The organism is Flavobacterium panici, assembly GCF_024499525.1.
GTDB classification, from domain to species: domain Bacteria; phylum Bacteroidota; class Bacteroidia; order Flavobacteriales; family Flavobacteriaceae; genus Flavobacterium; species Flavobacterium panici.
Genome location: NZ_CP100437.1, coordinates 5,194,078 through 5,218,621 on the forward strand (window position 1 = coordinate 5,194,078; position 24,544 = coordinate 5,218,621).

General features: G+C 33.5%; 17 protein-coding genes and 1 pseudogene. 12 read left to right on the forward strand and 6 right to left on the reverse strand.

From position 1 onward, the window contains the following. Positions 1 to 124 precede the first annotated feature (124 nt). The gene (locus NLJ00_RS21645; RefSeq protein WP_256635376.1) at positions 125 to 394 is read left to right on the forward strand and encodes a hypothetical protein; all 270 of its coding nucleotides are present in this window, start codon (positions 125 to 127) and stop codon (positions 392 to 394) included. A gap of 81 nt (positions 395 to 475) precedes the next feature. Here NLJ00_RS21645 and NLJ00_RS21650 read toward each other — a convergent pair whose 3' ends face one another. From NLJ00_RS21650 to NLJ00_RS21665, 4 genes are all read right to left on the reverse strand, one after another. Next, positions 476 to 1,198 carry an SDR family oxidoreductase gene (locus tag NLJ00_RS21650; RefSeq protein ID WP_256635377.1) on the reverse strand — a complete coding sequence of 241 codons (723 nt, stop codon included), beginning with the start codon at positions 1,196 to 1,198 and terminating at the stop codon, positions 476 to 478. Positions 1,199 to 1,290: 92 nt separating this feature from the next. Further along, positions 1,291 to 1,887 (reverse strand): Crp/Fnr family transcriptional regulator, encoded by a 597-nt coding sequence (locus NLJ00_RS21655; protein ID WP_256635378.1) that lies wholly within the window; start codon positions 1,885 to 1,887, stop codon positions 1,291 to 1,293. A 121-nt stretch (positions 1,888 to 2,008) separates the two neighbouring features. Then, complete coding sequence (locus NLJ00_RS21660; protein WP_256635379.1) at positions 2,009 to 2,698, reverse strand: SIMPL domain-containing protein; 690 nt, start codon at positions 2,696 to 2,698, stop codon at positions 2,009 to 2,011. Between the two features lie 52 nt (positions 2,699 to 2,750). Next, positions 2,751 to 3,389 carry a rhomboid family intramembrane serine protease gene (locus NLJ00_RS21665; protein WP_180858863.1) on the reverse strand — a complete coding sequence of 213 codons (639 nt, stop codon included), beginning with the start codon at positions 3,387 to 3,389 and terminating at the stop codon, positions 2,751 to 2,753. A 113-nt stretch (positions 3,390 to 3,502) separates the two neighbouring features. Between NLJ00_RS21665 and NLJ00_RS21670 the strand changes: the two genes are divergently transcribed. Together NLJ00_RS21670 and NLJ00_RS21675 are read left to right on the forward strand one after the other, a co-directional pair. Then, the gene (locus NLJ00_RS21670) at positions 3,503 to 4,378 is read left to right on the forward strand and encodes a lysophospholipid acyltransferase family protein (protein ID WP_180858862.1); all 876 of its coding nucleotides are present in this window, start codon (positions 3,503 to 3,505) and stop codon (positions 4,376 to 4,378) included. Between the two features lie 209 nt (positions 4,379 to 4,587). Then, the gene (locus tag NLJ00_RS21675) at positions 4,588 to 6,072 is read left to right on the forward strand and encodes a glycosyl hydrolase (protein WP_256635380.1); all 1,485 of its coding nucleotides are present in this window, start codon (positions 4,588 to 4,590) and stop codon (positions 6,070 to 6,072) included. A 67-nt stretch (positions 6,073 to 6,139) separates the two neighbouring features. On the opposite strand, the gene glmM is transcribed toward NLJ00_RS21675, so the two are convergent. Then, positions 6,140 to 7,528 carry a phosphoglucosamine mutase gene (gene glmM, locus NLJ00_RS21680; protein WP_256635381.1) on the reverse strand — a complete coding sequence of 463 codons (1,389 nt, stop codon included), beginning with the start codon at positions 7,526 to 7,528 and terminating at the stop codon, positions 6,140 to 6,142. A 289-nt stretch (positions 7,529 to 7,817) separates the two neighbouring features. On the opposite strand from glmM, the gene NLJ00_RS21685 reads away from it, so the two are divergent. The 9 genes and pseudogenes from NLJ00_RS21685 to NLJ00_RS21730 all read left to right on the forward strand — a co-directional run bounded on the left by NLJ00_RS21685 (position 7,818) and on the right by NLJ00_RS21730 (position 23,557). After that, positions 7,818 to 8,402, forward strand: coding sequence for an acyl carrier protein phosphodiesterase (locus NLJ00_RS21685; protein ID WP_053470680.1), 585 nt, complete (start codon positions 7,818 to 7,820; stop codon positions 8,400 to 8,402). Positions 8,403 to 8,433: 31 nt separating this feature from the next. Further along, positions 8,434 to 10,116, forward strand: a complete 1,683-nt coding sequence (ggt, locus tag NLJ00_RS21690) for a gamma-glutamyltransferase (protein WP_256635382.1) — start codon at positions 8,434 to 8,436, stop codon at positions 10,114 to 10,116. An 85-nt stretch (positions 10,117 to 10,201) separates the two neighbouring features. Continuing rightward, complete coding sequence (locus tag NLJ00_RS21695) at positions 10,202 to 11,986, forward strand: chloride channel protein (protein ID WP_256635383.1); 1,785 nt, start codon at positions 10,202 to 10,204, stop codon at positions 11,984 to 11,986. A 63-nt stretch (positions 11,987 to 12,049) separates the two neighbouring features. Beyond that, positions 12,050 to 13,001 (forward strand): annotated as a pseudogene (locus NLJ00_RS21705) (Fic family protein). Positions 13,002 to 13,102: 101 nt separating this feature from the next. Next, positions 13,103 to 15,934 carry an excinuclease ABC subunit UvrA gene (gene uvrA / locus NLJ00_RS21710; RefSeq protein WP_256635386.1) on the forward strand — a complete coding sequence of 944 codons (2,832 nt, stop codon included), beginning with the start codon at positions 13,103 to 13,105 and terminating at the stop codon, positions 15,932 to 15,934. Between the two features lie 712 nt (positions 15,935 to 16,646). Further along, positions 16,647 to 17,006: a cupin domain-containing protein gene (locus NLJ00_RS21715; protein ID WP_256635387.1), complete on the forward strand. Its 360-nt coding sequence runs from the start codon at positions 16,647 to 16,649 to the stop codon at positions 17,004 to 17,006. Between the two features lie 184 nt (positions 17,007 to 17,190). Beyond that, entirely contained in the window at positions 17,191 to 17,919 is a 729-nt protein-coding gene (locus NLJ00_RS21720) for an LOG family protein (protein ID WP_053470674.1), read from the forward strand. A 291-nt stretch (positions 17,920 to 18,210) separates the two neighbouring features. Then, the gene (locus NLJ00_RS21725; protein WP_256637489.1) at positions 18,211 to 20,958 is read left to right on the forward strand and encodes a gluzincin family metallopeptidase; all 2,748 of its coding nucleotides are present in this window, start codon (positions 18,211 to 18,213) and stop codon (positions 20,956 to 20,958) included. 187 nt (positions 20,959 to 21,145) lie between these two features. After that, on the forward strand, positions 21,146 to 23,557 hold the full coding sequence (locus NLJ00_RS21730) for an alpha-ketoacid dehydrogenase subunit alpha/beta (protein ID WP_256635388.1): 2,412 nt from the start codon (positions 21,146 to 21,148) through the stop codon (positions 23,555 to 23,557). Between the two features lie 214 nt (positions 23,558 to 23,771). On the opposite strand, the gene kdsB is transcribed toward NLJ00_RS21730, so the two are convergent. After that, complete coding sequence (kdsB, locus tag NLJ00_RS21735) at positions 23,772 to 24,506, reverse strand: 3-deoxy-manno-octulosonate cytidylyltransferase (protein WP_256635389.1); 735 nt, start codon at positions 24,504 to 24,506, stop codon at positions 23,772 to 23,774. Positions 24,507 to 24,544 lie beyond the last annotated feature (38 nt).

Here is a 24,544-nt window from a genome sequence, read left to right on the forward strand (position 1 = left end):
ATGAGAATTTAGTAACTCATTCTCAAAATTGTATAAAATAAATAGCAGTAAAAAAATTTAATTTTAAGTTATGCTAATTGAAAAGTTAGATAAAGCTTAAACTATAAATTTAAACCTCTCTATTATGATTTTTAACGATTACTATTATATACCAGAAGAATCTACAGGCGACATGACTTCTTACGAAGAGCAGCTGCTTTTAAATTATGATGATTATCTGCAAGGAAATCTTTCGAACACATTAACATCGCATAAGCATTTCAATCTTGAACTGGATGATCTTGAAGATGAATTCCTAGATGATGATATGGAATCTGAATATGATGAAAATGACTGGGAAGAACTAGACAATGAAGATGATTCTGAACCTGAAACTTTTTTAATGCAAAGCTGAAAGTGGATGCACAAATATTGGTAAAGGAGCCTTTGAAAATATTCATTGGCTCCTTTATCTTATAATTGATTTGGATTGATTTTATACTAATGAAGTTCCTCCATCAATAATTAAAGTCTGTCCTGTGCCATATTCCTGCTCCAATAAATAGACAAATGTTTTAGCAATATCTTCGGCCTCGCCTACTCTTTTTACAGGCAAAGCGTTTCCAATATTGGTATACATTTCATTTCTTTCATTTTCAGACATACCGCCCCAAAGTTCTGTTTTTACTACTCCAGGAGAAACAATATTAACTCTTATTGGTGCTAATTCCATTGCTAATGCTCTTGAAAAACCTTCCATAGCTGCACAAATACTGGCGCCTAAAGCCCAACCTTTATTAGGTCTGTTGCTTGCAATTCCGCTGGTTAGTACAATTGAACCTGTAGAATTGATAAATGGCGCTGCATATTTTACGGCTGTAAAAGCGCCCCAATAACGAATATTAAAATAATTTTTGGCAGTTTCTAAAGCAGTATCTTCCACATTTGAAAGCATAATATTTTCACCAGCAGTAAAAATCAAATGATCGAATGTGCCAATTTTTTCAAAAAAACTTTTGACTTGCAATTCATCAGTCACATCAATAACTTGCCCATGCGCCTGACCTTTTATTTCTTGTAAAGCTTTATTTATGCGTTCTTGATTACTTGAAGCAATAATTACATTTGCTCCTTTTAACGCAATTGATTTTGCAGTTGCCAAACCAATTCCGGCGCTTCCGCCTATTATAACTACTTTTTTGTCTTTTAAATTTTCCATTGTTTCTTGTTTACTATTATTCACTATTTTTTAGTCGAACAAAAGTAGAAAGTCACTTACGGAATGGATTTAACAAATGTTAAAAAGGAAATTTAGAATGCATTCTTTTTAATTCTGCTTAAGGATTGTTTGGCAATGCCGAGATAAGAGGCAATATCAGTTTGTGATACTCTGGAGGCAATATTGGGTTGTCGCTCTATAAATTTTTGATAACGCGATGTTGCATCAGTACCAAGATAAAAATTACGTAGTTCTACTTTATTAAGCAGCGCTTGCTGAAAAATTGTATCGAGCATTGGTTTAAAATAAGGCAAATCTTTAATCAAAGAATCTAATTTATTTCTTTCCAAAACAATTATTTCAGTGTCGCAAGCAGCCTGAACAATATCTTGAGAAACTATATTTTCAGTAAAACTTTTTAAAATAGTGCAAAAGTGATTTTCGCCGAAAAAGAAATGAATAACATCATTTCCTTTATCGCTAACGCTCGCAATTTTCAATACGCCATTGCAGACAAAAAAGATTTCATTGGCAATTTTATTTTCTTCAATTAAAATCTCTCCTTCTTTTACAGATCTATATTCTAAATATTGCGCAATACTATTTTTATCTTCTAAAGAAATTTTATGAAAAAGATCTAAATGATTACAAAACTGTTCCAGCATATTATTACAATCTTCTTTTAGCATTTTCAGTATATTTTGACTTTATCAAAGTTAGAAAGATTAATTAGTATTGATCAAAAAAAAAATCCAAATCCCAATCGTAAAATTGGAATTTGGATTTTTTATTATTTAGAATTTAAACTATTTAGTCCAGAATAAAACTTACACTAACATTTGCTGTAATTTCGATTTCACCAACTGCTAATGTTTCATTTTCAGCTCCTGCATTATCAGCAGCCATTGACTTCATAGCCGCATACATTGGCTGCGGGTGATAAATTTGTGAGTTATCTGAAATAACATAAGCTTTACCTACTTTTTGACCTAAAACTGAAACGTAATCTTCTGCTTTTGCTTTAGCATCTTTCATCGCTAATTTTCTGGCTTCAGACTGTAATGATGTCAATTTAGAAGATTCAAAAGAAACTTTGTCAATACGATTAATTCCTTGTTGAACCAAACCTTCCATCAATTCATCATATTTAGATAAATCTTTTAAAACGATTTCTACAGTTTGTGTTGCATTGTAGCTTGTTTTCTTTTTCTCGTAATCGTATTGCGGATTAAGTGCAACTTGTTTTGTTTTAAAATCTGCTGCAGGAAGATTCATTTTTTTGATGAATTTTAAAACTGCGTCAATTTTTTCGTCATTTTGCTTTTTGACATCTTTAGCATTATTCCCTTTTGTTTCAACCGTAGCTGAAATACAAACCTGATCAGGTGCTACTTTTACTTTTCCTTCCCCATTTACATTAATTTGAGGAATTTGTTTGGTTTCCTGGCCGTAAGACATAGTCATAAACATGATTGTTAAAAATAATACTAGTTTTCTCATTTCTGTGATATTTTAAGTTATTGATTAAAGCATTTCAAAAGTTATGCCAGCATTATAATTTTCCCAATTTAGCCATGCCGAAAAGAATCAAAATTGGGACTAAAAGTAAAACAACGATGAAAGTATTATCATAAACTAATGAAGGCTCTTTTATTAAAGTAATTAAGTATCCGCCTATTGCGCCTCCAAAATGCGCTGTATGTCCAATATTATCATTTTTAGCTTTCATTCCATAAATAGAATATAATAAATATAAAATTCCGAAAAGATAAGCGGGAATTGGAATTATACCAAAAATTCCAAGTGTCATATCAGGATGAAGTAAAATTGAAGAGTATAAAACCCCGGTCACGGCTCCTGAAGCTCCAACAGCACGATAGCTGTAATCATTTTTATGAAAGATCATGGTAAGAAGACTTCCAAAAATTAAACTTCCAAAATAAACCAGAACAAAAGAAAAAGTTCCCATCCAGTCTATAACCACCGGTGCAAACATCCAAAGTGTATACATATTAAAAACCAAATGTATAATATCTACATGCAGAAAACCAGACGAAAGCATTCTGATTTGTTCTCCTGCACGTATACTCCCAACATGAAATTCGTATTTTCTAAAAAAATAAAGATCATTAAAACCTTTATAACTAATCAGTACATTGGCCACTATAATTCCAATTAAAATGGTATTCATAAATAATATTTAATGTGAAGGGTAAAGATAAACAATATCAAACATAAGTTGATGAGAATCCAAAATATCGAGCTTATTCATTTTTACATTATATTTGTAGAAAAAAATTTTAGATGCAATTTATTGTTTATATAATAGCCTTCCCTTTACTTTGGCTAATCTCTATACTCCCATTTCGCTTATTTTATTTGTTTTCAGATTTTGTATACTTTTTAGTTTACAGAGTTATTAGATATCGTAAAAGTGTAGTACGCGAAAACCTGGCGCTTACTTTTCCTAATTTAAGCAAAGCTGAAAGAAAAGTGATTGAAAAAAAATTCTATCACCATATGTGTGATATGTTTTTAGAGATGGTAAAAACATTGAGCATTACACCAGAAGAAATGGAAAAGCGATTCCATGTAACCAATATTGAATTGGTTCAGGATTATGCAAGACGAGGTAAAAGTGTAATTCTTGTTGCTTCACATTATGCAAGTTACGAATGGCTTTTAACCATTAATCCAAAACTGGGTTTTCAGGGAATTGCAGTATATAAAAAAATTGCTAATCCTTATTTTGATAAATTGATTAGAAAAATTCGTTCCAAATACAATACCGAATTAGTTGAAACAAGAAAAGCGATTCCAACAATGGCCCAAAATCAGCGTGACGGAAAACTAAGCATGTACGGACTTGCAAGTGATCAATCGCCTAAACTGGACAGAATTTTTCATTCGATGAAATTTATGGGTATTGAAGTTCCCGTGCATACAGGAGCCGAAATGCTGGCAAAAAAATATGATTTAAGTGTAATAATGGTAAAAGTAAAAAAGGTTTCAAGAGGTTATTATGAAGCTACTTTTTTAACCATTGCTGATAATCCGCATGATTATAAAAATTTTGACATTACAGAGAAATACCTGAAAGAAGTAGAAAAACAAATTCTTGAAGCTCCTGAATTTTATCTTTGGACACACAAAAGATGGAAACATAGAGTTACTAAATAATTTACAAAAGAAAATCCAAAAAGCAGTCGTTACTTTTTGGATTTTCTTTTATCGTCAAAACTGTAAATCTTGCATATAAGATTTACAAAGGTGTTGAAATATATTTTGATGGGTTTTTGTAATATTTTTTTTTGACTTAAAAACTACACAAACCACATAAATTTGAAGTTAACTAAATCGAATAAAAAAACCTTACCAAAATTTTAATCATGATTAAAAAGTTACTTTTTACATTTTTGTTAATAACCGTTTCTATTACAGCATTTGCCCAGAGTACGAAACGCGGAATTGCTTATGGAAATAATTCAACGGCTGATTTATTAGCACTTAAACCGGGGATTTCCTGGTGGTACAATTGGGGATCACTTCCTGAAAATGACGTTAATGCGAATTATGCAACTCTTGGAGTTGAATATGTTCCAATGATTTGGGGAAAATTAAGCGATGCTGAAGTACAAAATTTTATAAATAAAATTAAACCAGGTGCTAAATATTTATTAGCTTTTAACGAACCTAACTTTAATGATGGTGCTCGTTTAACTCCTCAGGAAGCTGTAAATGCATGGGTAAACGTAGAAAAAGTTGCTGCTGCAAAAAACTTAGAAATCGTAAGCGCATCACCGGCTTTTAATGGGCCTGATAATTATGGCGGTTACAGCAGTCCTACTGCATGGCACGATCAATTTTTTCTTTTGTGCCCTGATTGTAAAGTCGATTATATTGCTTTTCATACTTATGATAATACAGCTGGCTCTGTTATTGGCGTAACAAGTCTTTTAAAAAAGTATAACCGCCCAGTTTGGGTGACAGAATTTGCAAATCGAGTTATTCAGTCTGAAGCAGATAAAATTGCTTTTATGAAACAAATCCTTAATAGTTTTGAAAACGATCCGGATATTTACAGATATTCTTGGTTTACAGGCCGCGTTCCGGCAGACTGGACAGATATGCAGGAAGGACAATTGTTGAGCCCAACAAGTGGTGTTTTAAAACCAATAGGAACAGAATATATTAATGTTAGTTATACAACAAAAAAATTAAATGTTCCGGGCAGAATTACAGCCAATCAACATTACAGAAGAAAAGGAACCGGACTTCAAAACACAACAGATTCCGGAACCGGACAAAATGTATGTTTTATAGACAGCGGCGACTGGAACGAATTTATGCTTAATGTTGCCAATGCAGGAACTTATAACTTAACGTTTAGAGTTGCTTCGCCAACTATTCCGGGGAAATTTGACATTTTGGTTAATGATGTTATAGTAAAAACAGATGAAACGTTTCCTGTAACTGGTGGATATCAAACATATGCAGATAAAGTTGTAAACGGAGTTACATTGCCAAAAGGCGAAGTTTATTTAAAAATTAAGTTCAAATCAAGCGATATGAATTTTAATTATATTGATGTAGCTTCAGGAAACTTAGGTGTAAATGATCCAAAAGCAGATAATGATTCTTTTACGATTTATCCAAATCCTATTAAAGTTGAGTCTACACTTCATATAAAATCTTTTACAACAGAACCTATATCTCTAAAAATTGTAGATATGAAAGGAAGTGTATGTTTCTCTTCTAATGATTACTCTACAAACGAAGATATTAAGATTGGCGATAAATTAGCTGCCGGAGTTTATATCGTAAACGTTTCGTATGGTTCAATTAACAAATCAATGAAAATTATAAAGAACTAAGTTTTAACTATACAAAAAGCGCCTTTCATAAATTTGAAAGGCGCTTTTTTATTTAGTATCGCAAAAATTAAATTCCTGCAATCTCTTTTATTTCATCAATAATACGAAGTGCTAAAGTATCAGCTTCTTTTTGCGAAGGCGCTTCTGTATAAATTCTAATAATTGGTTCCGTATTCGATTTTCTTAAATGAACCCATTCATTAGCAAAATCAATTTTTACACCGTCAATTGTCGAAATATCTTCGTTTTTATATTTCTCTGTCATAGCCGTTAAAATGGCATCAACATCAATTTGAGGAGTTAATTCGATTTTATTTTTGCTCATATAATATTCCGGATAAGAAGCTCTCAATGCCGAAACTGCTATTTTTTTATTTGCTAAATGCGTTAAAAACAAAGCAACTCCCACCAAACTGTCACGTCCGTAATGCAATTCAGGATAAATAATTCCGCCGTTACCTTCACCGCCAATAACCGCTTTATTCTTTTTCATCAATTCCACAACATTCACCTCTCCTACTGCACTTGCTTCATATTTTCCGTTATGTCCATTTGTAACATCACGCAATGCACGGGACGAAGACATATTCGAAACCGTATTTCCAGGAGTTTTACTCAAAACATAATCTGCGCAGGCAACCAATGTATATTCTTCACCAAACATTTCACCATCTTCGCTGATAAAAGCCAAACGATCAACATCTGGATCAACAACAATTCCTAAATGTGCTTTTTCTTTTACAACTAATTCAGAAATATCGGTTAAATGCTCTTTTAAAGGTTCCGGATTATGCGGAAAATGTCCATTTGGTTCGCAGTATAATTTTACCACTTCAACGCCCATTTGTTCTAATAAGTTTGGAATAATAATTCCGCCAGAAGAATTCACTCCATCAACAACAACTTTAAACTTAGCATCTTTTACAGCCTGAACATCAACTAAAGGCAAATTCAATACTTCATCAATATGAATATCCATATAAGCATCATTCAGTGTAATTTCTCCAAGATTATCAACATCAGAGAAATCAAAAGCTTCAGCTTCGGCAATTTCAAGAATTTTAGCACCATCATCTCCGCTTAAAAATTCTCCTTTTTCATTCAATAATTTCAAAGCATTCCATTGTTTTGGATTATGAGATGCCGTTAAAATAATTCCTCCATCTGCTTTTTCAAGAGGAACCGCAACTTCAACTGTAGGCGTTGTAGAAAGTCCCAAATCAATTACATTAATTCCTAAACCTATTAAAGTATTTACAACAAGATTATGAATCATAGGTCCCGAAATTCTAGCATCGCGGCCTATTACAACTGTTAGTTTTTCTTTTGAAGTATTATTTTTAAGAAAAGTTCCGTATGCCGATGCAAATTTTACAGCGTCAACAGGAGTCAGGTTATCTCCCACTTTTCCACCGATTGTTCCTCGTATTCCTGAAATCGATTTTATTAAAGTCATCTTTGTGAGTTATGGTTATTTTATTACAAATATAAAAAAGTTACTAAGCTTATGAGGTTCTACGAGGCTAAGTTTTTTTTCTACTTTAAATATTCAGGTAAAATCTCTGATTATTTTATCATAATTATCAAGGCTCTTAGATGATAAGATGCTAATGTTTTTTTAATACCTTAAATATTTAAGTAAAATAGTGACTATTTTATAACAAAATGATTTAAAAAAGTTTTTATACATTTACTAAAATAACTTAGTGACTGAGTAACTCAGAACCTTAGCAACTTTAAAAAAAATGAATTTCTTAGCCCATATATATCTTTCCGGTGATAATGATTTAATCAAAATTGGCAATTTTATGGCTGATGGCATTCGCGGAAAAAAGTTTGAGCATTTTCCGCAAGATGTTCAAAAAGGAATTCTTTTACACCGCTTTATAGACACTTACACAGACTCTCACGATATTTTTAGACAAAGCACCAGACGTCTTCACGAAAAATACCATCATTATTCCGGAGTAATTATAGATATTGTTTACGATCACTTTTTAGCCAAAAACTGGTCGAATTATTCCGATGAAAAATTAGAAGACTTCATCAATCGTTTTTACAATTCACTACACGAAAATTACGCTGTTTTAACCGAAAAAACGCAAGGTTTAATGCCTTATATGATAGAAAGAAACTGGCTTTTGAGTTACAGAACAGTCGAAGGAATCCATCAAATTTTAACCCAGATGGACAGACGTTCGAGAAATGTTTCAAAAATGCAGTTCGCCAGCGAAGAATTAAAAGAATTTTATACAGAATTTGAACAGGAATTCACTCTTTTTTTTGAGGACATTCAACAACAAGCCAAACAAAAATTACTTTCCTTATAAACCTAACCATTTTATAAAATATGTTCTTGTTATGAAAAAAATTTCACTTCTTATTTATTTTATATCCTTTTACAATTTTGCACAACACACAGCCTCACCAACTGGTTTAACCGCTTCAAAAGCAATGGTCGTTTCGGCTCGTGCTGAAGCTTCAAAAATTGGCGTAGAAATAATGAAAAAAGGCGGTAACGCATTTGATGCCATGGCCGCAACCGAACTGGCCCTTGCAGTTGCCTATCCATATGCCGGAAATCTTGGCGGCGGCGGATTTATGGTGTACCGAAAAGCAAACGGAGAAGTTGGAAGTTTAGATTATCGCGAAAAAGCACCGCTTGCCGCTACAAAAAATATGTTTCTGGACAAAGACGGAAATGTAATTCCCGGAAAAAGTACCGAAACTCCTTTAGCTATTGGTGTTCCCGGAACTATCGCCGGAGTTTTTGCCGTTCATAAAAAATTTGGTTCTCTGCCAATATCAGAAATTCTGAAACCAGTTATAGCACTTGCAGAAAAGGGTGTCGTTGTAACCCTAAAACAACAAAAGCAGCTTGAGAATTATCATGATGCCATTGTAAAAGCAAATGGGCCAACTACGTTAATGGCCGGAAAATTCAAAGAAGGTGACACAATAAAATATCCTGCGCTTGCCAACACGCTTAAACGAATTTTAAAAGGCGGTAAAGATGAATTCTACAAAGGCAAAACTGCCCAGGTTTTAGTTGATTATCTGAAGAAAAAAGGCGGTATTATAACTCTTAAAGATTTAGCATCTTATGAAGCAAAGTGGAGAAATCCATTGCAGTTTGATTATAAAGATTTAAAAATTACTTCGATGGCTCCTCCTAGCAGCGGCGGTATTTGTCTGTCACAGATTCTAAAAATGATTTCTCCGTTTTATTTATCAAAAATGGGACACAATTCTGAACAGTCAATTCAGGTAATTGTTGAAGCAGAAAGAAGGGCTTACGCCGATAGAAGCCATTTTTTAGGAGATCCTGATTTTGTAAAAATTCCAATTAAAGGTCTTTTATCAGATTCTTATTTAAAAGAAAGAATGTCAAATTTTGATTCCGAAAAAGCTTCATTATCATCAGAAATAAAAGAAGGAAAAATTACGTATAACGAAAGTACCGAAACAACGCATTATTCTATTGTCGATCAATTTGGAAACGCTGTTTCTGCAACTACAACAATAAATGACGGTTTTGGATCTAAATATTATTGTGAGGAATTAGGCTTTTTCTTAAACAACGAAATGGACGATTTTAGCGCAAAACCGGGATCACCAAATATGTTTGGATTAGTTGGAAACGAAGCAAACAGCATTGCTCCTCAAAAAAGAATGTTAAGCTCTATGACGCCGACAATTGTAGAGAAAAACGGAAAATTATTCATGGTTGTAGGTTCTCCGGGCGGATCTACAATTATAACTTCTGTATTGCAGACTATTTTGAATGTTTACGAATATAATTTAAGTATGCAGGCAGCAGTAAATGCACCACGCTTTCATCATCAATGGCTTCCGGATCTTATTACGTTTGAGCCAAATACGTTCAATTATAATACGATTGAAAGTTTAAAAGCAAAAGGATATTTGATCAACGAAAAAACGACACCTGTAATTGGTAAAGTGGATGCTATTTTGGTTCTGCCAGACAATACTCTTGAAGGAGGTGCCGATTTTCGTGGTGATGACAAAGCTGCGGGATTTTAAAGCAAAAAGATTTTAGTAGAAAAATTTGACAAAATCGAATGTTTAAAGCTAAATTTGCATTCTCCGTAACTTTTTTAAAAATACAATGATAAAAAAACTTTTCCGAAGATTAGAAAGCATTATTGCTTTGGCTCAATCTATTTTGACACCAAAGCAATTCATTTTTTTATCCAGTGTTTTGGTCGGAATTTCGTGTGCGTTTGCAGTAATCATTTTAAAAACATTTGCGCATAGCGTTTTTTCATTTGCAACTTACCTAAGCGGAATTTTAAAATTAGGTTTCATTAATAGTATCCTGCCTATAATTGGTATTTTACTGACTGTTTTGGTGGTTAAAAAAGTTTTAAACGGAACTATCCAAAAAGGGACTTCACAAATATTATATGCTGTTGCCAAAAAGGCAAGTATAATTCCGAAAAAGCAAATGTATGCGCAGATTGTTACAAGCTCTTTGACTGTAGGTTTAGGAGGATCAGCAGGTTTAGAAAGCCCAATTGTAATTACGGGAGCTGCTTTTGGTTCCAACTATGCACAAAATTATAAATTAGCTTACAAAGACAGAACTTTACTTATTGGCTGCGGGGTTGCGGCTGGAATTTCGGCAGCTTTTAATGCACCAATTGCCGGAGTTCTTTTTGCTATAGAAGTTCTTCTGGTCGATGTTAGTATTTCGGCTTTTACGCCAATTATGATTTCGGCAGCGACCGGAGCTTTGGTCTCGGCAATTGTGTTAGACGAAAGCATTCTTTTATCTTTCAAAAAACAAGAAACTTTTGATTATCATAATATTCCCTTTTATGTAATTTTAGGTGTTTTAACAGGCGCAATTGCGGTTTATTACTCTAGAAATTTTCAAAAAGTAGAACATTATTTTTCAGAACTAAAAATGGGTCCTTATAAAAAAGCCCTGATTGGTTCTTCGCTTTTGGCACTTCTTATTTTTATCTTCCCAACATTGTTTGGTGAAGGTTACGAAAGTATCAAAATCCTATCAGAAACTGATCCCGGGCAATTATTAGACAATACTTTATTTGCCAGCTGGAGAAACAATCAATGGGTTTTACTGCTTTTTGTGGGCTGTACCATGATGATAAAAGTATTTGCTTCGGGACTTACAATTGGAAGTGGTGGAAACGGTGGAAACTTTGCTCCTTCCTTATTTTTAGGTTCTTATCTGGGATATTTCTTTTCTAAATTTATCATTCTGACTGGTTTAGCAAAATTACCAATTAGTAATTTTACAATGGTTGGAATGGCCGGAATCCTGAGCGGATTATTTCATGCGCCGCTTACCGCAATTTTCCTTATTGCAGAAATTACCGGAGGTTACGGATTAATGATTCCGCTTATGATTGTTTCATCAATTAGTTTTGCAATTTCAAAACGTTTTGAAAAATATTCTCTCGATGTAAAAAATCTGGCGAAAAAAGGTCATGCATTTACCAGCAATAAAGATTCGAATATCTTATCAACTTTAGATATTGATACCATCATCCAAACCGATTATTTAACGGTTTCTCCAGAAGAACATTTAAGTAAATTGGTAGATCTTATTTCGCACTCCAATCAGGTAATTTTTGCCGTTGTAGATAACGAAAGAGAACTTGTTGGTGTCGTGCATTTTAATGATATCAGAGAAATTATCTTTAATGCGTACCGTGTAAAATATACTTTAATCAAAGATGTAATGAAAACTCCTCCTGCAACCATTTCTTCAAATGACAGCATGGAGATCGTAATGACTAAATTCGAAAGATCTAAAACTGCTTTTCTTCCCGTTTTACGAAATGACAAATATTTCGGTATGATCTCAAAGTCAATTGCGCTTGAAGCTTATAGAATGAAACTTCGTTCCATGACAATAGAATAAGCTTAATATCGGATAAGTTAAAAATTTGGAGTATCCGATATTAAGAAGTACTTTTGTAGGATTATGTGGAACATTGACTTAACATACAGAGAAGAATTTCAATCAACATTTGATCGATTGTACCAAAAAAGGCTTGATTTGCAAAACAGCAGACCATTGCCCAATATCGCTTTACACAAAATTCGCGAAAGCCTATCACTCGAATGGACCTACAATTCAAACAGTATTGAAGGAAACACAATGAGTTTGCGCGAAACCCAAATGGTAATTCAGGAAGGAATCACCATAAAAGGAAAATCGCTTCGGGAACATTTTGAAACACATAATCACTAAAGCAATTGATTATTTATATTCAATTGTAGATGATACTTACAAACTTCGAAGCATTGATATTCTTTCCATTCATGGTTTAGTTTTACGTTCTATCGAAGATGATTTTGCAGGTCGTTTACGAAATGGCGGCGTTCGAATTTCGGGAGCTAATTTTATGCCTCCAAACGCCAATAAAGTTTCAGATCTTTTGGATGAATTAATTGAGTTTGTCAATACAAATCCTTTAGGTTTAAACGATATAGAACTAGCCACTATTTATCATCATAAATTAGTGTGGATACATCCATTTTTTGATGGAAACGGGCGTACTGTTCGTTTAAGCATTAATCTGTTATTAATGCGATGCGGTTTTCCGCCGGCAATTGTTCTTAAAAACGATAGAAAGAAATATTACGAAGCACTAAATCAGGCAAACAATGGCAATTATCAAAAACTAACCCTTTTGATGTGTCAGGCATTAGAGCGAACTTTAAATATATATTTAACCGCAATGCCGGGTAGCAGTTATGATTATCAGCCTATCATAAATATTGTAAGCGAACCAGAAGCCACTTACGGTCAGGAATATGTAAGTTTATTGGCCAGAACAGGAAAAATTGACGCTTATAAAGAAGGCCGAAATTGGTACACTACCAAAGAAGCTATCGAAGAATATATGGCAACAAGAAAAAGAAAACGCTAGTTTAGGCTAGCGTTATTTTGTTACAATTTTTAACATAAACTTCTATACTCTAGTACTAAAAGAACAAATCAAAGTGGTAACTTTGCGTTTTGCTCAAATTTATGCTAGATAAAGACAATACTATTGAAGTTCTTGGCGCAAGAGTTCATAATCTAAAAAATATCGATATTTCTATTCCGCGTGAAAAACTTGTTGTTATAACAGGTCTTTCGGGTTCGGGAAAATCATCATTAGCGTTTGATACGATTTATGCTGAAGGTCAGCGTCGTTATGTAGAAACTTTTTCTGCATATGCGAGGCAGTTCCTTGGCGGATTAGAACGTCCGGATGTTGATAAAATCGACGGACTTTCTCCGGTTATCGCGATTGAACAAAAAACTACCAGTAAAAGTCCGCGTTCAACTGTAGGAACAATTACTGAAATATACGATTTCCTTCGACTTTTATACGCTCGAGGTGCTGACGCTTACAGTTACAACACCGGAGAAAAAATGGTTTCCTATTCTGATGAGCAAATTAAAGATTTGATTATTCAGGATTATAATGGTAAACGTATCAATATTCTTGCTCCGGTAATTAAAGCCAGAAAAGGGCATTATGCCGAATTATTCCAGCAAATTACCAAACAAGGATTTTTAAAAGTCCGTGTAAATGGTGAAGTTCAGGATTTAGTTGCCGGAATGAAACTGGATCGTTACAAAACTCACGATATTGAAATTGTAGTCGACAGAATGTTGATTGAAAATACCGAAGACAATCAAAAACGATTGGCTGAAAGTATTAATACAGCTATGCATCATGGCGAAAATGTATTAATGATTTTAGATCAGGACACAAACGAAGTTCGTTATTTCAGTAGAAATTTAATGTGTCCAACAACCGGAATTTCGTATCAAAATCCAGAACCAAATTTATTTTCTTTCAACTCTCCAAAAGGTGCATGTCCGCATTGTAACGGATTAGGAACGGTTCACGAAATCAATGTTAAAAAGATCATTCCAAATCCGAAATTATCAATTAAAAGCGGTGGATTTGCTCCGCTTGGCGAATATAAATCTTCATGGATTTTTAAGCAGTTAGAAACTATTGGAGAAAAATTTGGATTTAAGATTACAGATCCAATTGAGAAAATTCCAGAAGAAGCTATGCAAATGATTTTGTATGGCGGAAAAGATAAATTTGCCATCAACTCAAAAGATCTTGGAGTAACAAGAGAATATAAAATTGATTTTGAAGGAATTTCAAACTTCATCAAAAATCAATATGACGAAAGCGCGACAACAAGCATAAAACGCTGGGCAAAAGATTTCATGGACGAAATTAACTGTCCGGTTTGCGATGGTTCCCGTCTTAAAAAAGAAGCCTTATTTTTCAGGGTTAATGAAAAAAATATCACAGAATTATGTGATATGGATATTTCAGATTTAACGGCTTGGTTTCAGGATTTGAATAAGCATTTAACTGATAAACAGCTTTTAATTGCTTCTGAAGTTGTAAAAGAAATCAAAGACCGTTTGAACTTTTTAATGAATGTTGGTTTAAATTATTTGGCTTTAAGCCGAAGTTCAAAATCACTTTCGGGTGGTGAAGCGCAGCGTATTCGATTAGCGACACAAATTGGTTCACAGCTGGTTGGTGTTTTATATATTTTGGATGAGCCAAGTATTGGTTTACACCAAAGAGATAATGAAAAACTGATTAAATCTCTGGAACAATTACGTGATATTGGAAACTCGGTTATTGTGGTAGAACACGATAAAGACATGATCGAAACCGCAGATTATGTAATTGATATTGGCCCAAAAGCCGGAAAATATGGCGGAGAAATTATCAGCATTGGAACTCCGGCAGAAACTTTAAAATCTAATACCATTACCGCTCAATATTTGAATGGTAAAATGAAATTAGAGATTCCGAAAGAGAGAAGAAAAGGAAACGGAAAGTTTTTAAAACTAACCGGAGCAACAGGAAATAACCTGAAAAATGTTTCGATAGAACTACCTTTAGGACAATTAATCTGCGTTACAGGAGTTTCAGGAAGTGGAAAATCAACTTTAATTAACGAGACGCTCTACCCTATTTTGAATGCTTATTATTTTAATGGTGTAAAAAAACCACAGCCTTATAAAAAGATTGAAGGTTTAGAACATATTGACAAAGTAATTGATATTGATCAAAGTCCGATTGGAAGAACACCGCGTTCAAATCCTGCGACTTATACAGAAGTTTTTACCGAAATCAGAAATCTTTTTACCATGACTTCTGAAAGTATGATTCGTGGTTATAAAGCTGGACGTTTCAGCTTTAATGTAAAAGGCGGACGCTGCGAAACCTGCGAAGGTTCTGGTGTAAGAACTATTGAAATGAACTTTTTACCAGATGTTTATGTAGAATGCGAAACGTGTCAGGGAAAACGTTTTAACAGAGAAACATTGGAAATTAGATACAAAGGAAAATCAATTTCTGATGTTTTGGATATGACGGTTGATGAAGCGGTTCCGTTTTTTGAAAACATTCCGAAAATTTACAGAAAAGTAAAAACAATTCAGGATGTTGGTTTAGGTTATATTACGCTTGGTCAGCAAAGTACAACACTTTCCGGTGGTGAAGCACAGCGTATCAAACTGGCTGGAGAATTATCTAAAAAAGATACAGGAAATACTTTCTATATTCTGGACGAACCTACAACTGGATTGCACTTTGAAGATATTCGCGTTTTAATGGATGTTATCAATAAACTGGTTGATAAAGGAAATACGATCTTAGTTATCGAACATAATATGGACGTTATTAAACTTGCCGATTATATTATTGATATCGGTCCTGAAGGCGGAAAAGGCGGCGGACAATTAATCGCAAAAGGTACTCCTGAAGAAGTAGCGAAAAATAAAAAAAGTTATACGGCTAAGTTTTTGAAAAAAGAGTTGGAATAAAATATTGTTATTAATGGAATGGTTTAAAATCCGTTGTGTAAAATCAATAACTGATTTTAAACCATTATATCGAAATCTCTAACGGATTGAAATTCGTTATATTGAAACCTCTAACGGATTGAAATCCGTTGCTACCGATATGTCGTTCCTACGGAACTTTTATTTAAAACTTAAAAGCAAAATCATTTTAAGAATTATGTCCGATGAAATTGAAATTCCTATTGAGCATCAAAAAATAGTTCTGAGTAGAATTAAAAACAGTAAAGCTTCACCCAAAAGAATGTTAGATTGGGATGAAGTTTCAGAGGAAATAATCCAAACATAAATAACTTCAAATCTGCCAAAAGCTTAATGTATCACAATTTAGTTCCGTAGGAACGACAGATCGGTAGCAACGGATTTTAATCCGTTGAAAATATCGATACGCCCCTAGAATAGAGTTCCGTAGGAACGATACATATTGTAGCAAAGGATTTTAATCAGTTGACAATTTTAAGATACATCTCAATTTAATCCCAAGAAAACATTTTCTATTTCTTTGCAATTTTTAATCTCTTGATTATTAATCTTCAAGCAAAAGAACCAACAAAGAAATGTTACATTTCAATTAATAAATCTACATTTTTATAACAATTCTTAAAAAAAGCACTAATTTAGTACGCCCTTTTTGTCAACGCTTTTTCATTTTGACGAAAAGACTAAGATATAATCTATGAATCTAAAAGACAAATTCAATAATGTAGACCAATATTTTTCGCCTAAAATAATTGACGAAGTAAACGATCAATATATTAAAGTGGCAAAAATAAAAGGTCAGGAAGTTCCGTGGCACAATCATGAAAATGAAGATGAATTATTTTATATTGTCGATGGTGAACTTTTAATGGAAATTGAAAATGAACCAGCCGTTGCAATGAAAAAAGGCGATTTATTTGTCGTAAAGAAAGGTGTAAACCATAGAGTTTCGTCGGTAGAAGAATGTTTGATAATGCTGATAGAATCTAAAACTACAGAACATACCGGAAAGGTAAAAAGCAACATTACAAAATCAATTGAAGAACAAACGTATTAATAAAGAATTCTTCGAATAAACCAATTGTTTAATTGAAACCTAATGCCCTAGCCCTGATGGGAACGGCATCTTTTTGTGGCGGGGTTTGCCACAAAAAATATAGTGGACAGCAGGAATGAGCTCCTTCCTTCGACTATAATTAAAATGACAGCTTAATAAAATATAAATAATTAAAATACCTAAAATGAGATTAGAAGATTTTGATAATGATGAGGATAAAGTAATCCAGGACAGTTTAAAACAGAAAACCTGGAATGAAATTAGAACAAATGACAGCTGGGCGATTTTTAAAATCATGTCCGAATTTGTAAACGGTTACGAAAGCATGGGGCGTATTGGTCCGTGTGTATCTATTTTTGGTTCGGCGAGAACAAAACCAGATGACAAATATTATTTACTTGCAGAAAAAATTGCTTTTAAAATTAGTAAAGCCGGTTATGGCGTAATTACGGGAGGAGGCCCGGGAATTATGGAAGCTGGAAATAAAGGTGCGCATTTAGGCGGCGGAACTTCGGTTGGTTTAAATATCGAACTGCCTTTTGAACAGCATTTTAATCCTTATATAGATCACGATAAAAACCTGAATTTCGATTATTTCTTTGTGAGAAAAGTTATGTTCGTTAAATATTCGCAAGGTTTTGTGGTTATGCCGGGAGGTTTTGGAACGCTTGACGAAATGTTTGAAGCAATCACTTTGATTCAGACTAAGAAAATTGGAAAATTCCCCATTATTTTGGTTGGAGTTGAATTTTGGTCAGGTTTATTGGATTGGGTAAAAACAGTTTTGGTAGAAAAAATGCAGACTGTAAGTCCTGAAGATTTGAATTTATTCAAAATCGTAGATACTGAAGATGAAGTTGTTGATGTTCTGGATAAATTCTACAAGAAATACGACTTGAGTCCGAATTTCTAAAACATTTGTAGGGTAAATAAATTTTGTAAGATTAAGTATTCTTAAAAAAATCTGCACTTATTTTACCTATAAGGTTAAATTTACACCTATAACGATATAAAAATTGAAAGCTGTTTTTTAAAACAGCTTTTTTTATGCTATTTTTACATAAAGCCATGAATAAATTTATGCACGAAATTTTAGATATATTTATAATTTTTACGCCAATTCTTGAAATCAATATATAAAATTGTAATTCTCATTTTTGTTTTATTTAGTTCAATAAAACAGTATGCACAACATCAGTCTAAGATGGAAGTGGCGGTTAATGTTGAGCTAAAAACGCTGAATGTAAAACAGGATATTACGTATTTTAATACTTCAAATGATACATTGGTTTCAATTGTTTTGAACGATTGGAATAATGCTTTTGCAGACAAAAACACGCCTTTGGCAAGACGATTTTCTGATGAATTTTATCGTGGTTTTCATTTAGCAAAAGCTATTGAAAGAGGAAATACGACCATTTTAAATCTAACCGATTCGGGTTTTACAGCGCTGGAATGGGAAAGAACAGATAAAAACCCAGATTTTATCGTGGTTAAGTTAACCCAAAAATTATTTCCGGGTGAACAAATTACATTGCACATCAATTATATTTCCAAAATTCCGAGTGACAAATTCACGCATTATGGATTTAATCAAAACGGGATGAATTTGAAAAACTGGTTTTTAAATCCTGCACGTTTTGAAAATCATCGTTTTATAAGATACAACAACTTTAATCTTGACGATATTGCCAATGCGGTTGTTGATCATGAAGTTGAAATAAAAATCCCGAATGATTATTCGATTACGACAGATTTAAATTCGGTTTCAAAAGATATTTCAAATTCGGCATTTACCAATTATTCTTTCTCGGGAAAAAACAGATCTGACTTTAATTTATTTATTGAGAAACAAAATAATTTTAAGAGTTATGATAATGGAACAATCGAAGTTCTTTCTGATTTAAAAAATAAAAAAATCAGCGAGGTTCAAAAAGCAATTATAATTGACCGAGTTGCTGCGTTTGCAAATGAATTTCTTGGTAAATATCCCAATGAAAAAATTACGGTTTCGCAGGCAGATTATGAGCGAAATCCTTTTTATGGTTTGAATCAGCTGCCTTCTTTTATCAGTCCGTTTTCAGATGAATTTATGTTTGAAGTAACGTTCTTCAAAACCTATTTGAACAATTATTTAAAAAACTCACTTCGACTTGATCCTCGAAAAGACAATTGGGTCTATGACGGAATCCAGATTTATGCCATGATGAAGTACATGGAAGAAAATCATCTGGATGAAAAAATGCTGGGAAGACTTTCGAAAATGAAACTTTTTAAAAGTTACAATATTACCAATCTTACTTTTAATGAGCAGTACAGTTATTATTATATGCTGATGGCTCGCAAAAATCTGGATCAGCCGCTTGGAGATCCAAAAAATACGCTGATAAAATTTAATGAACAGATTGCGAGTAAATACCGCGCGGGTTTAAGTTTGAGTTATCTTGATGATTATTTAAATCATAATATTGTTCCGGAGAGTATTCAGGAATTTTATAATTTGAATAAAACGCAGCAGACAAATCGTTATGACTTTGAAAAAATCCTGACTGAAAAAAGCCCAAAAAATATCGACTGGTTTTTTAGAACAATAATCGATTCACGTGAAATTATTGACTATAAATTTACGCATGTTTCCAAAACCGCAGATAGTGTACAATTCTCGATAAAAAACAAAACCGATATTTATGCTCCGATTCCGGTTTATGGTTTAAAGAAAAATGAAGTTGTTTTTAAGGAATGGATTGAGCCTAAAAAAGCAGATTCTGTTTATCAATTTGATCGAAAAAATGCAGATAAATTAGTTATTAATTACAACAATGAAGTTCCTGAATTCAATCAGAGAAACAACTGGAAATCATTAAAAAGTCTGGTAATTACCAATCGTCCTATAAAATTTAATTTTGCCAAAGATCTTGAAGATCCTTATTACAACCAGATTTTATATATTCCAACGTTGACGTATAATTATTATGACGGATTAACACCGGGAATTCGTTTTCATAATAAAACGATATTAGATAAACCCTTTACTTTTGATATTAATCCAGCCTATTCCATAAAAGCGGGAACAATTTCTGGTTCGTCTGCTTTTTCTCTGAATCAATTTTATCGAAACAGCACTTTATATAATGTGCGATATTCTATAAGTCAAAACTATTTTCATTATGCGCCAGATGCTACTTACCTGCGATTAAATCCTATGGTGCAGCTGCGCATTCGCGAAGAGAATTTTAGGGACAATAGAAAACAGCTTATTTTGTTTCGTCAGGTAATTGTAAACAGAGAAGCAAGCACATTTATTACAGATAATTCTAAACCTAATTATTCAGTTTTTGACGCCCGTTATGTAAACACAAAAACAGAACTGGTTAATCATTTCAATTTTATGACCGATGTTCAGTTTGGCGGAGGCTTTGGAAAAGTTTCGGGAGAAGTTGAATACAGAAGGTTATTTGAAAATAATCGCAAAATAAATTTAAGATTGTTTGCCGGAAGTTTTTTGTACAATAAAACCAATTCTGATTATTTTAGTTTTGGTCTTGATAAGCCTACAGATTATTTATTTGACTATAATATTTTAGGAAGGTCTGAAACTAGTGGGATTTTCAGCCAGCAATATGTAATTGCCGAGGGAGGTTTTAAATCAAAAATAGATCCTTCATTTGGTAATCAATGGATGACAACTTTAAACGCCAGTTATGCTTTATGGGACTGGGTTGAAGTTTATGGCGATGTTGGACTTTTGAAAAATAAACATCAAGATGCCTTTTTTGCATATGATAGCGGAGTGCGGTTAAATCTTGTTCCAGACTACTTTGAACTTTATTTTCCTGTCTATTCTAATAACGGGTGGGAAATTTCTCAAAAGAATTACAACGAAAAAATCAGATTTGTTATTACTTTGTCACCAAAAGCATTAGTCACTCTTTTTACCCGAAAATGGTTTTAATTAAATAAATTTTAATCAAAAACATAAATTATTATCACAAAAAAGATAAAAATCATAAAAATAACACAATTAAAGTACGTAGTTTTCTGTTTTTAAATACAAATAATTAAATTATATTTATTTTAAAGAATTATGATTATTGATTGTTTTTAAGTAATTTCGCAGTCTTAACATGACCCACAAGATTATGATAACAGAAAAAAGCAATACTACTTTAACTTTTGAAGATTTCAAAACAGAGGTATTGAACGACTACAGAATTGCAGTAACTAGCCGTGAGTGTAGTCTTTTAGGTCGTAAAGAAGTATTGACAGGAAAAGCCAAATTTGGAATATTTGGTGACGGGAAAGAAGTACCGCAGCTTGCAATGGCTAAAGCCTTTAAAAATGGGGATTTCCGCTCTGGTTATTATCGCGATCAGACTTTTATGATGGCGATTGGCGAATTAACTCCGAAGCAGTTTTTCGCAGGTTTATACGGTCATACTGATTTAGCTCATGATCCAATGTCTGCCGGAAGGCAAATGGGCGGACACTTTGTAACGCACAGTTTAAACGAAGACGGATCGTGGAAAGACTTAACAAAACAAAAAAATTCAAGCTCAGATATATCGCCTACAGCAGGACAAATGCCAAGATTATTGGGATTAGCTCAGGCTTCTAAAATTTATAGAAATGTTAATGGAATTACCATTAAAGATAAATTTTCTGTAGATGGAAATGAAGTTGCCTGGGGAACAATAGGAAACGCAAGTACATCTGAAGGTTTATTTTTTGAAACTATAAATGCTGCCGGAGTTTTACAAGTTCCGATGGTAATGAGTGTTTGGGATGATGAATACGGAATCTCGGTTCACGCCAAACATCAAACTACAAAAGAAAACATTTCTGAAATCCTAAAAGGATATCAAAGAGATGAAGATTCTAAAGGTTATGAAATTTTTAGAGTAAAAGGATGGGATTATGCGGAGTTGGTTTCGACTTACGAAAGAGCGGGCGCAATTGCACGTGAAGAGCATATTCCGGTTTTAATTCACGTAAACGAATTAACACAGCCGCAAGGCCACTCTACTTCTGGTTCTCACGAACGTTATAAAAATGCAGAAAGATTAGCCTGGGAAAGAGATTTTGATTGTATTCGTCAGATGCGTTTATGGATGATCGCTATTAATATTGCATCTCCGGAAGAATTAGCAGATCTTGATTTTGAATTAAAGAAAGAAGTTCTTGAAGCTAAAAAAGAAGCGTGGAATGATTTTATCAATCCAATTATCGAAGATCAAAAAAATCTTTTGGATTTACTGGAGCAAATTGCAGAAGCAAGCATCAACCATAAAGATAGAATCAGAAAATATATTTCAGAATTAAGTGCGATAAAAGCGCCTTTAAAGAAAGAAATTCTGGTTTACGCAAGAAAGATTCTTCGTTTTATAGAAGTTCCAAACAGTAAAGTTCTTTTATCAAACTGGATTACGAATTTTATTGGAGAGACTCAGGGAAAATTCAGCAGTAACCTGCATTCAGAATCGGCACAAAATGTATTTTCTGTAGAAAAAGTACTTCCTGAATATGCCGAAAATGCAAAACCGGATTTAGACGGAAGAATGATTCTTCGTGATAATTTCGACGCTTTGTTTAGCAAATATCCTGAAACATTGATTTTTGGAGAAGATGTTGGAAACATTGGCGACGTAAATCAAGGTCTTGAAGGCATGCAGGAAAAATACGGAGAACTTCGTGTTGCCGATGTCGGGATTCGTGAAGCGACTATTATTGGTCAGGGAATTGGAATGGCATTGAGAGGTTTACGCCCTATTGCTGAAATTCAATATCTTGATTATTTATTGTATGCTATTCAAATCATGAGTGATGATTTGGCTACTTTACAATACAGAACTGTTGGAAAACAAAAAGCACCATTAATTATCAGAACCCGCGGACACCGTTTAGAAGGTATCTGGCATTCTGGTTCTCCAATGGGAATGATTATAAATGCTATTCGTGGAATCCATGTTTTGGTTCCGAGAGATATGACTCAGGCTGCAGGATTTTACAACACTCTTTTAGAGTGCGATGAACCTGCTTTAGTAATTGAATGTTTGAACGGATACCGTTTAAAAGAAAAAACGCCTTTAAACTTTGGTGAATTCAAAACGCCAATTGGTGTTGTTGAAACATTAAAAGAAGGTGCAGATATTACTTTAGTTTCTTACGGATCGACTTTAAGATTGGTTCAACAAGCCGCTGAGGAATTATTAGTTTTAGGAATTGACTGCGAAATTATTGATATTCAGTCTTTACTTCCGTTTGATGTTAATAAAGATATTGTAAAAAGTGTCGCTAAAACAAATCGTCTTTTAGTAATTGACGAAGATGTTCCGGGCGGAGCTTCGGCTTATATTTTACAGCAGATTCTGGAAGAGCAAGATGCTTACAAATATCTTGACAGTAAACCGCAAACACTTGCTGCAAAAGCGCACAGACCAGCTTACGGAACTGATGGCGATTATTTCTCTAAACCTTCAGCAGAAGATATTTTCGAGAAAATTTACAGCATGATGAATGAAGTTAATCCTTCTAAATTTCCTAGTTTATACTAAGGATTTAGAATGTTTTAGATAATAAAAAAAGCTCCAATATTTTGGAGCTTTTTTTATGTTTTTACCGAAAGTGACCACACTGTTTTGTCATTTCGACGAAGGAGAAATCTCCGCGAGAAACTCCGCAATGTTAATCAATCTTTGTCGAGCTACTTACGGAGATTTCTCCTTCGTCGAAATGACAAGATTATGGATATTTAAATTACCAAATTAATTAAATATCTCTCAACATGGTTCTCGCTCTTTCTAAATCCTCTGCCGTATCAATCCCAATTCCAACATGAGTCGTTTCGACCATTTTTATACGTTTTCCGAACTCTAAATACCTTAACTGCTCCAATTTCTCAGATGCTTCTAGAGATTTCATAGGAAGGCTATAAAAATCTAATAAAGCCTGTTTTCTAAAAGCATAAATCCCGATGTGCTGAAAATAACGAACTCCAGCAGCTGCATCTCTCGGATACGGAATTACAGATCTTGAAAAGTACAAAGCAAACTGCGATTGATCAACCACCACTTTTACATTATTCGGATTATTGATTTCGTCTTCATTTTTAATTTCACGCATTAACGAAGCCAAATCGATCTTTTTATCTTGATCATTTTTAAAAACAGATAAAACCTGTTCTAAAGGCCCGGCTTCTGTAAAAGGTTCATCGCCTTGTACATTTACCACAATATCAACATCAAGATTAGCAACGGCTTCGGCGATTCGGTCGCTTCCAGATTCGTGTTCTTTGATGCTCATTATGGCTTTTCCGCCGTTAGAAACAATTTCGTCAAAAATTAAATCAGAATCGGTTACAACAAAAACATCGTCGAATAAATTTGTTGAAACCGCAGCTTCGTATGTTCTTAAAATTACTGTTTTACCTCCCAAATCCTGCATTAGTTTTGCAGGAAAACGTGTTGATGCATATCGCGCCGGAATTACCGCTATTATTTTCATTTTTTATGTCATTGCGAGGAACGAAGCAATCTCATCCT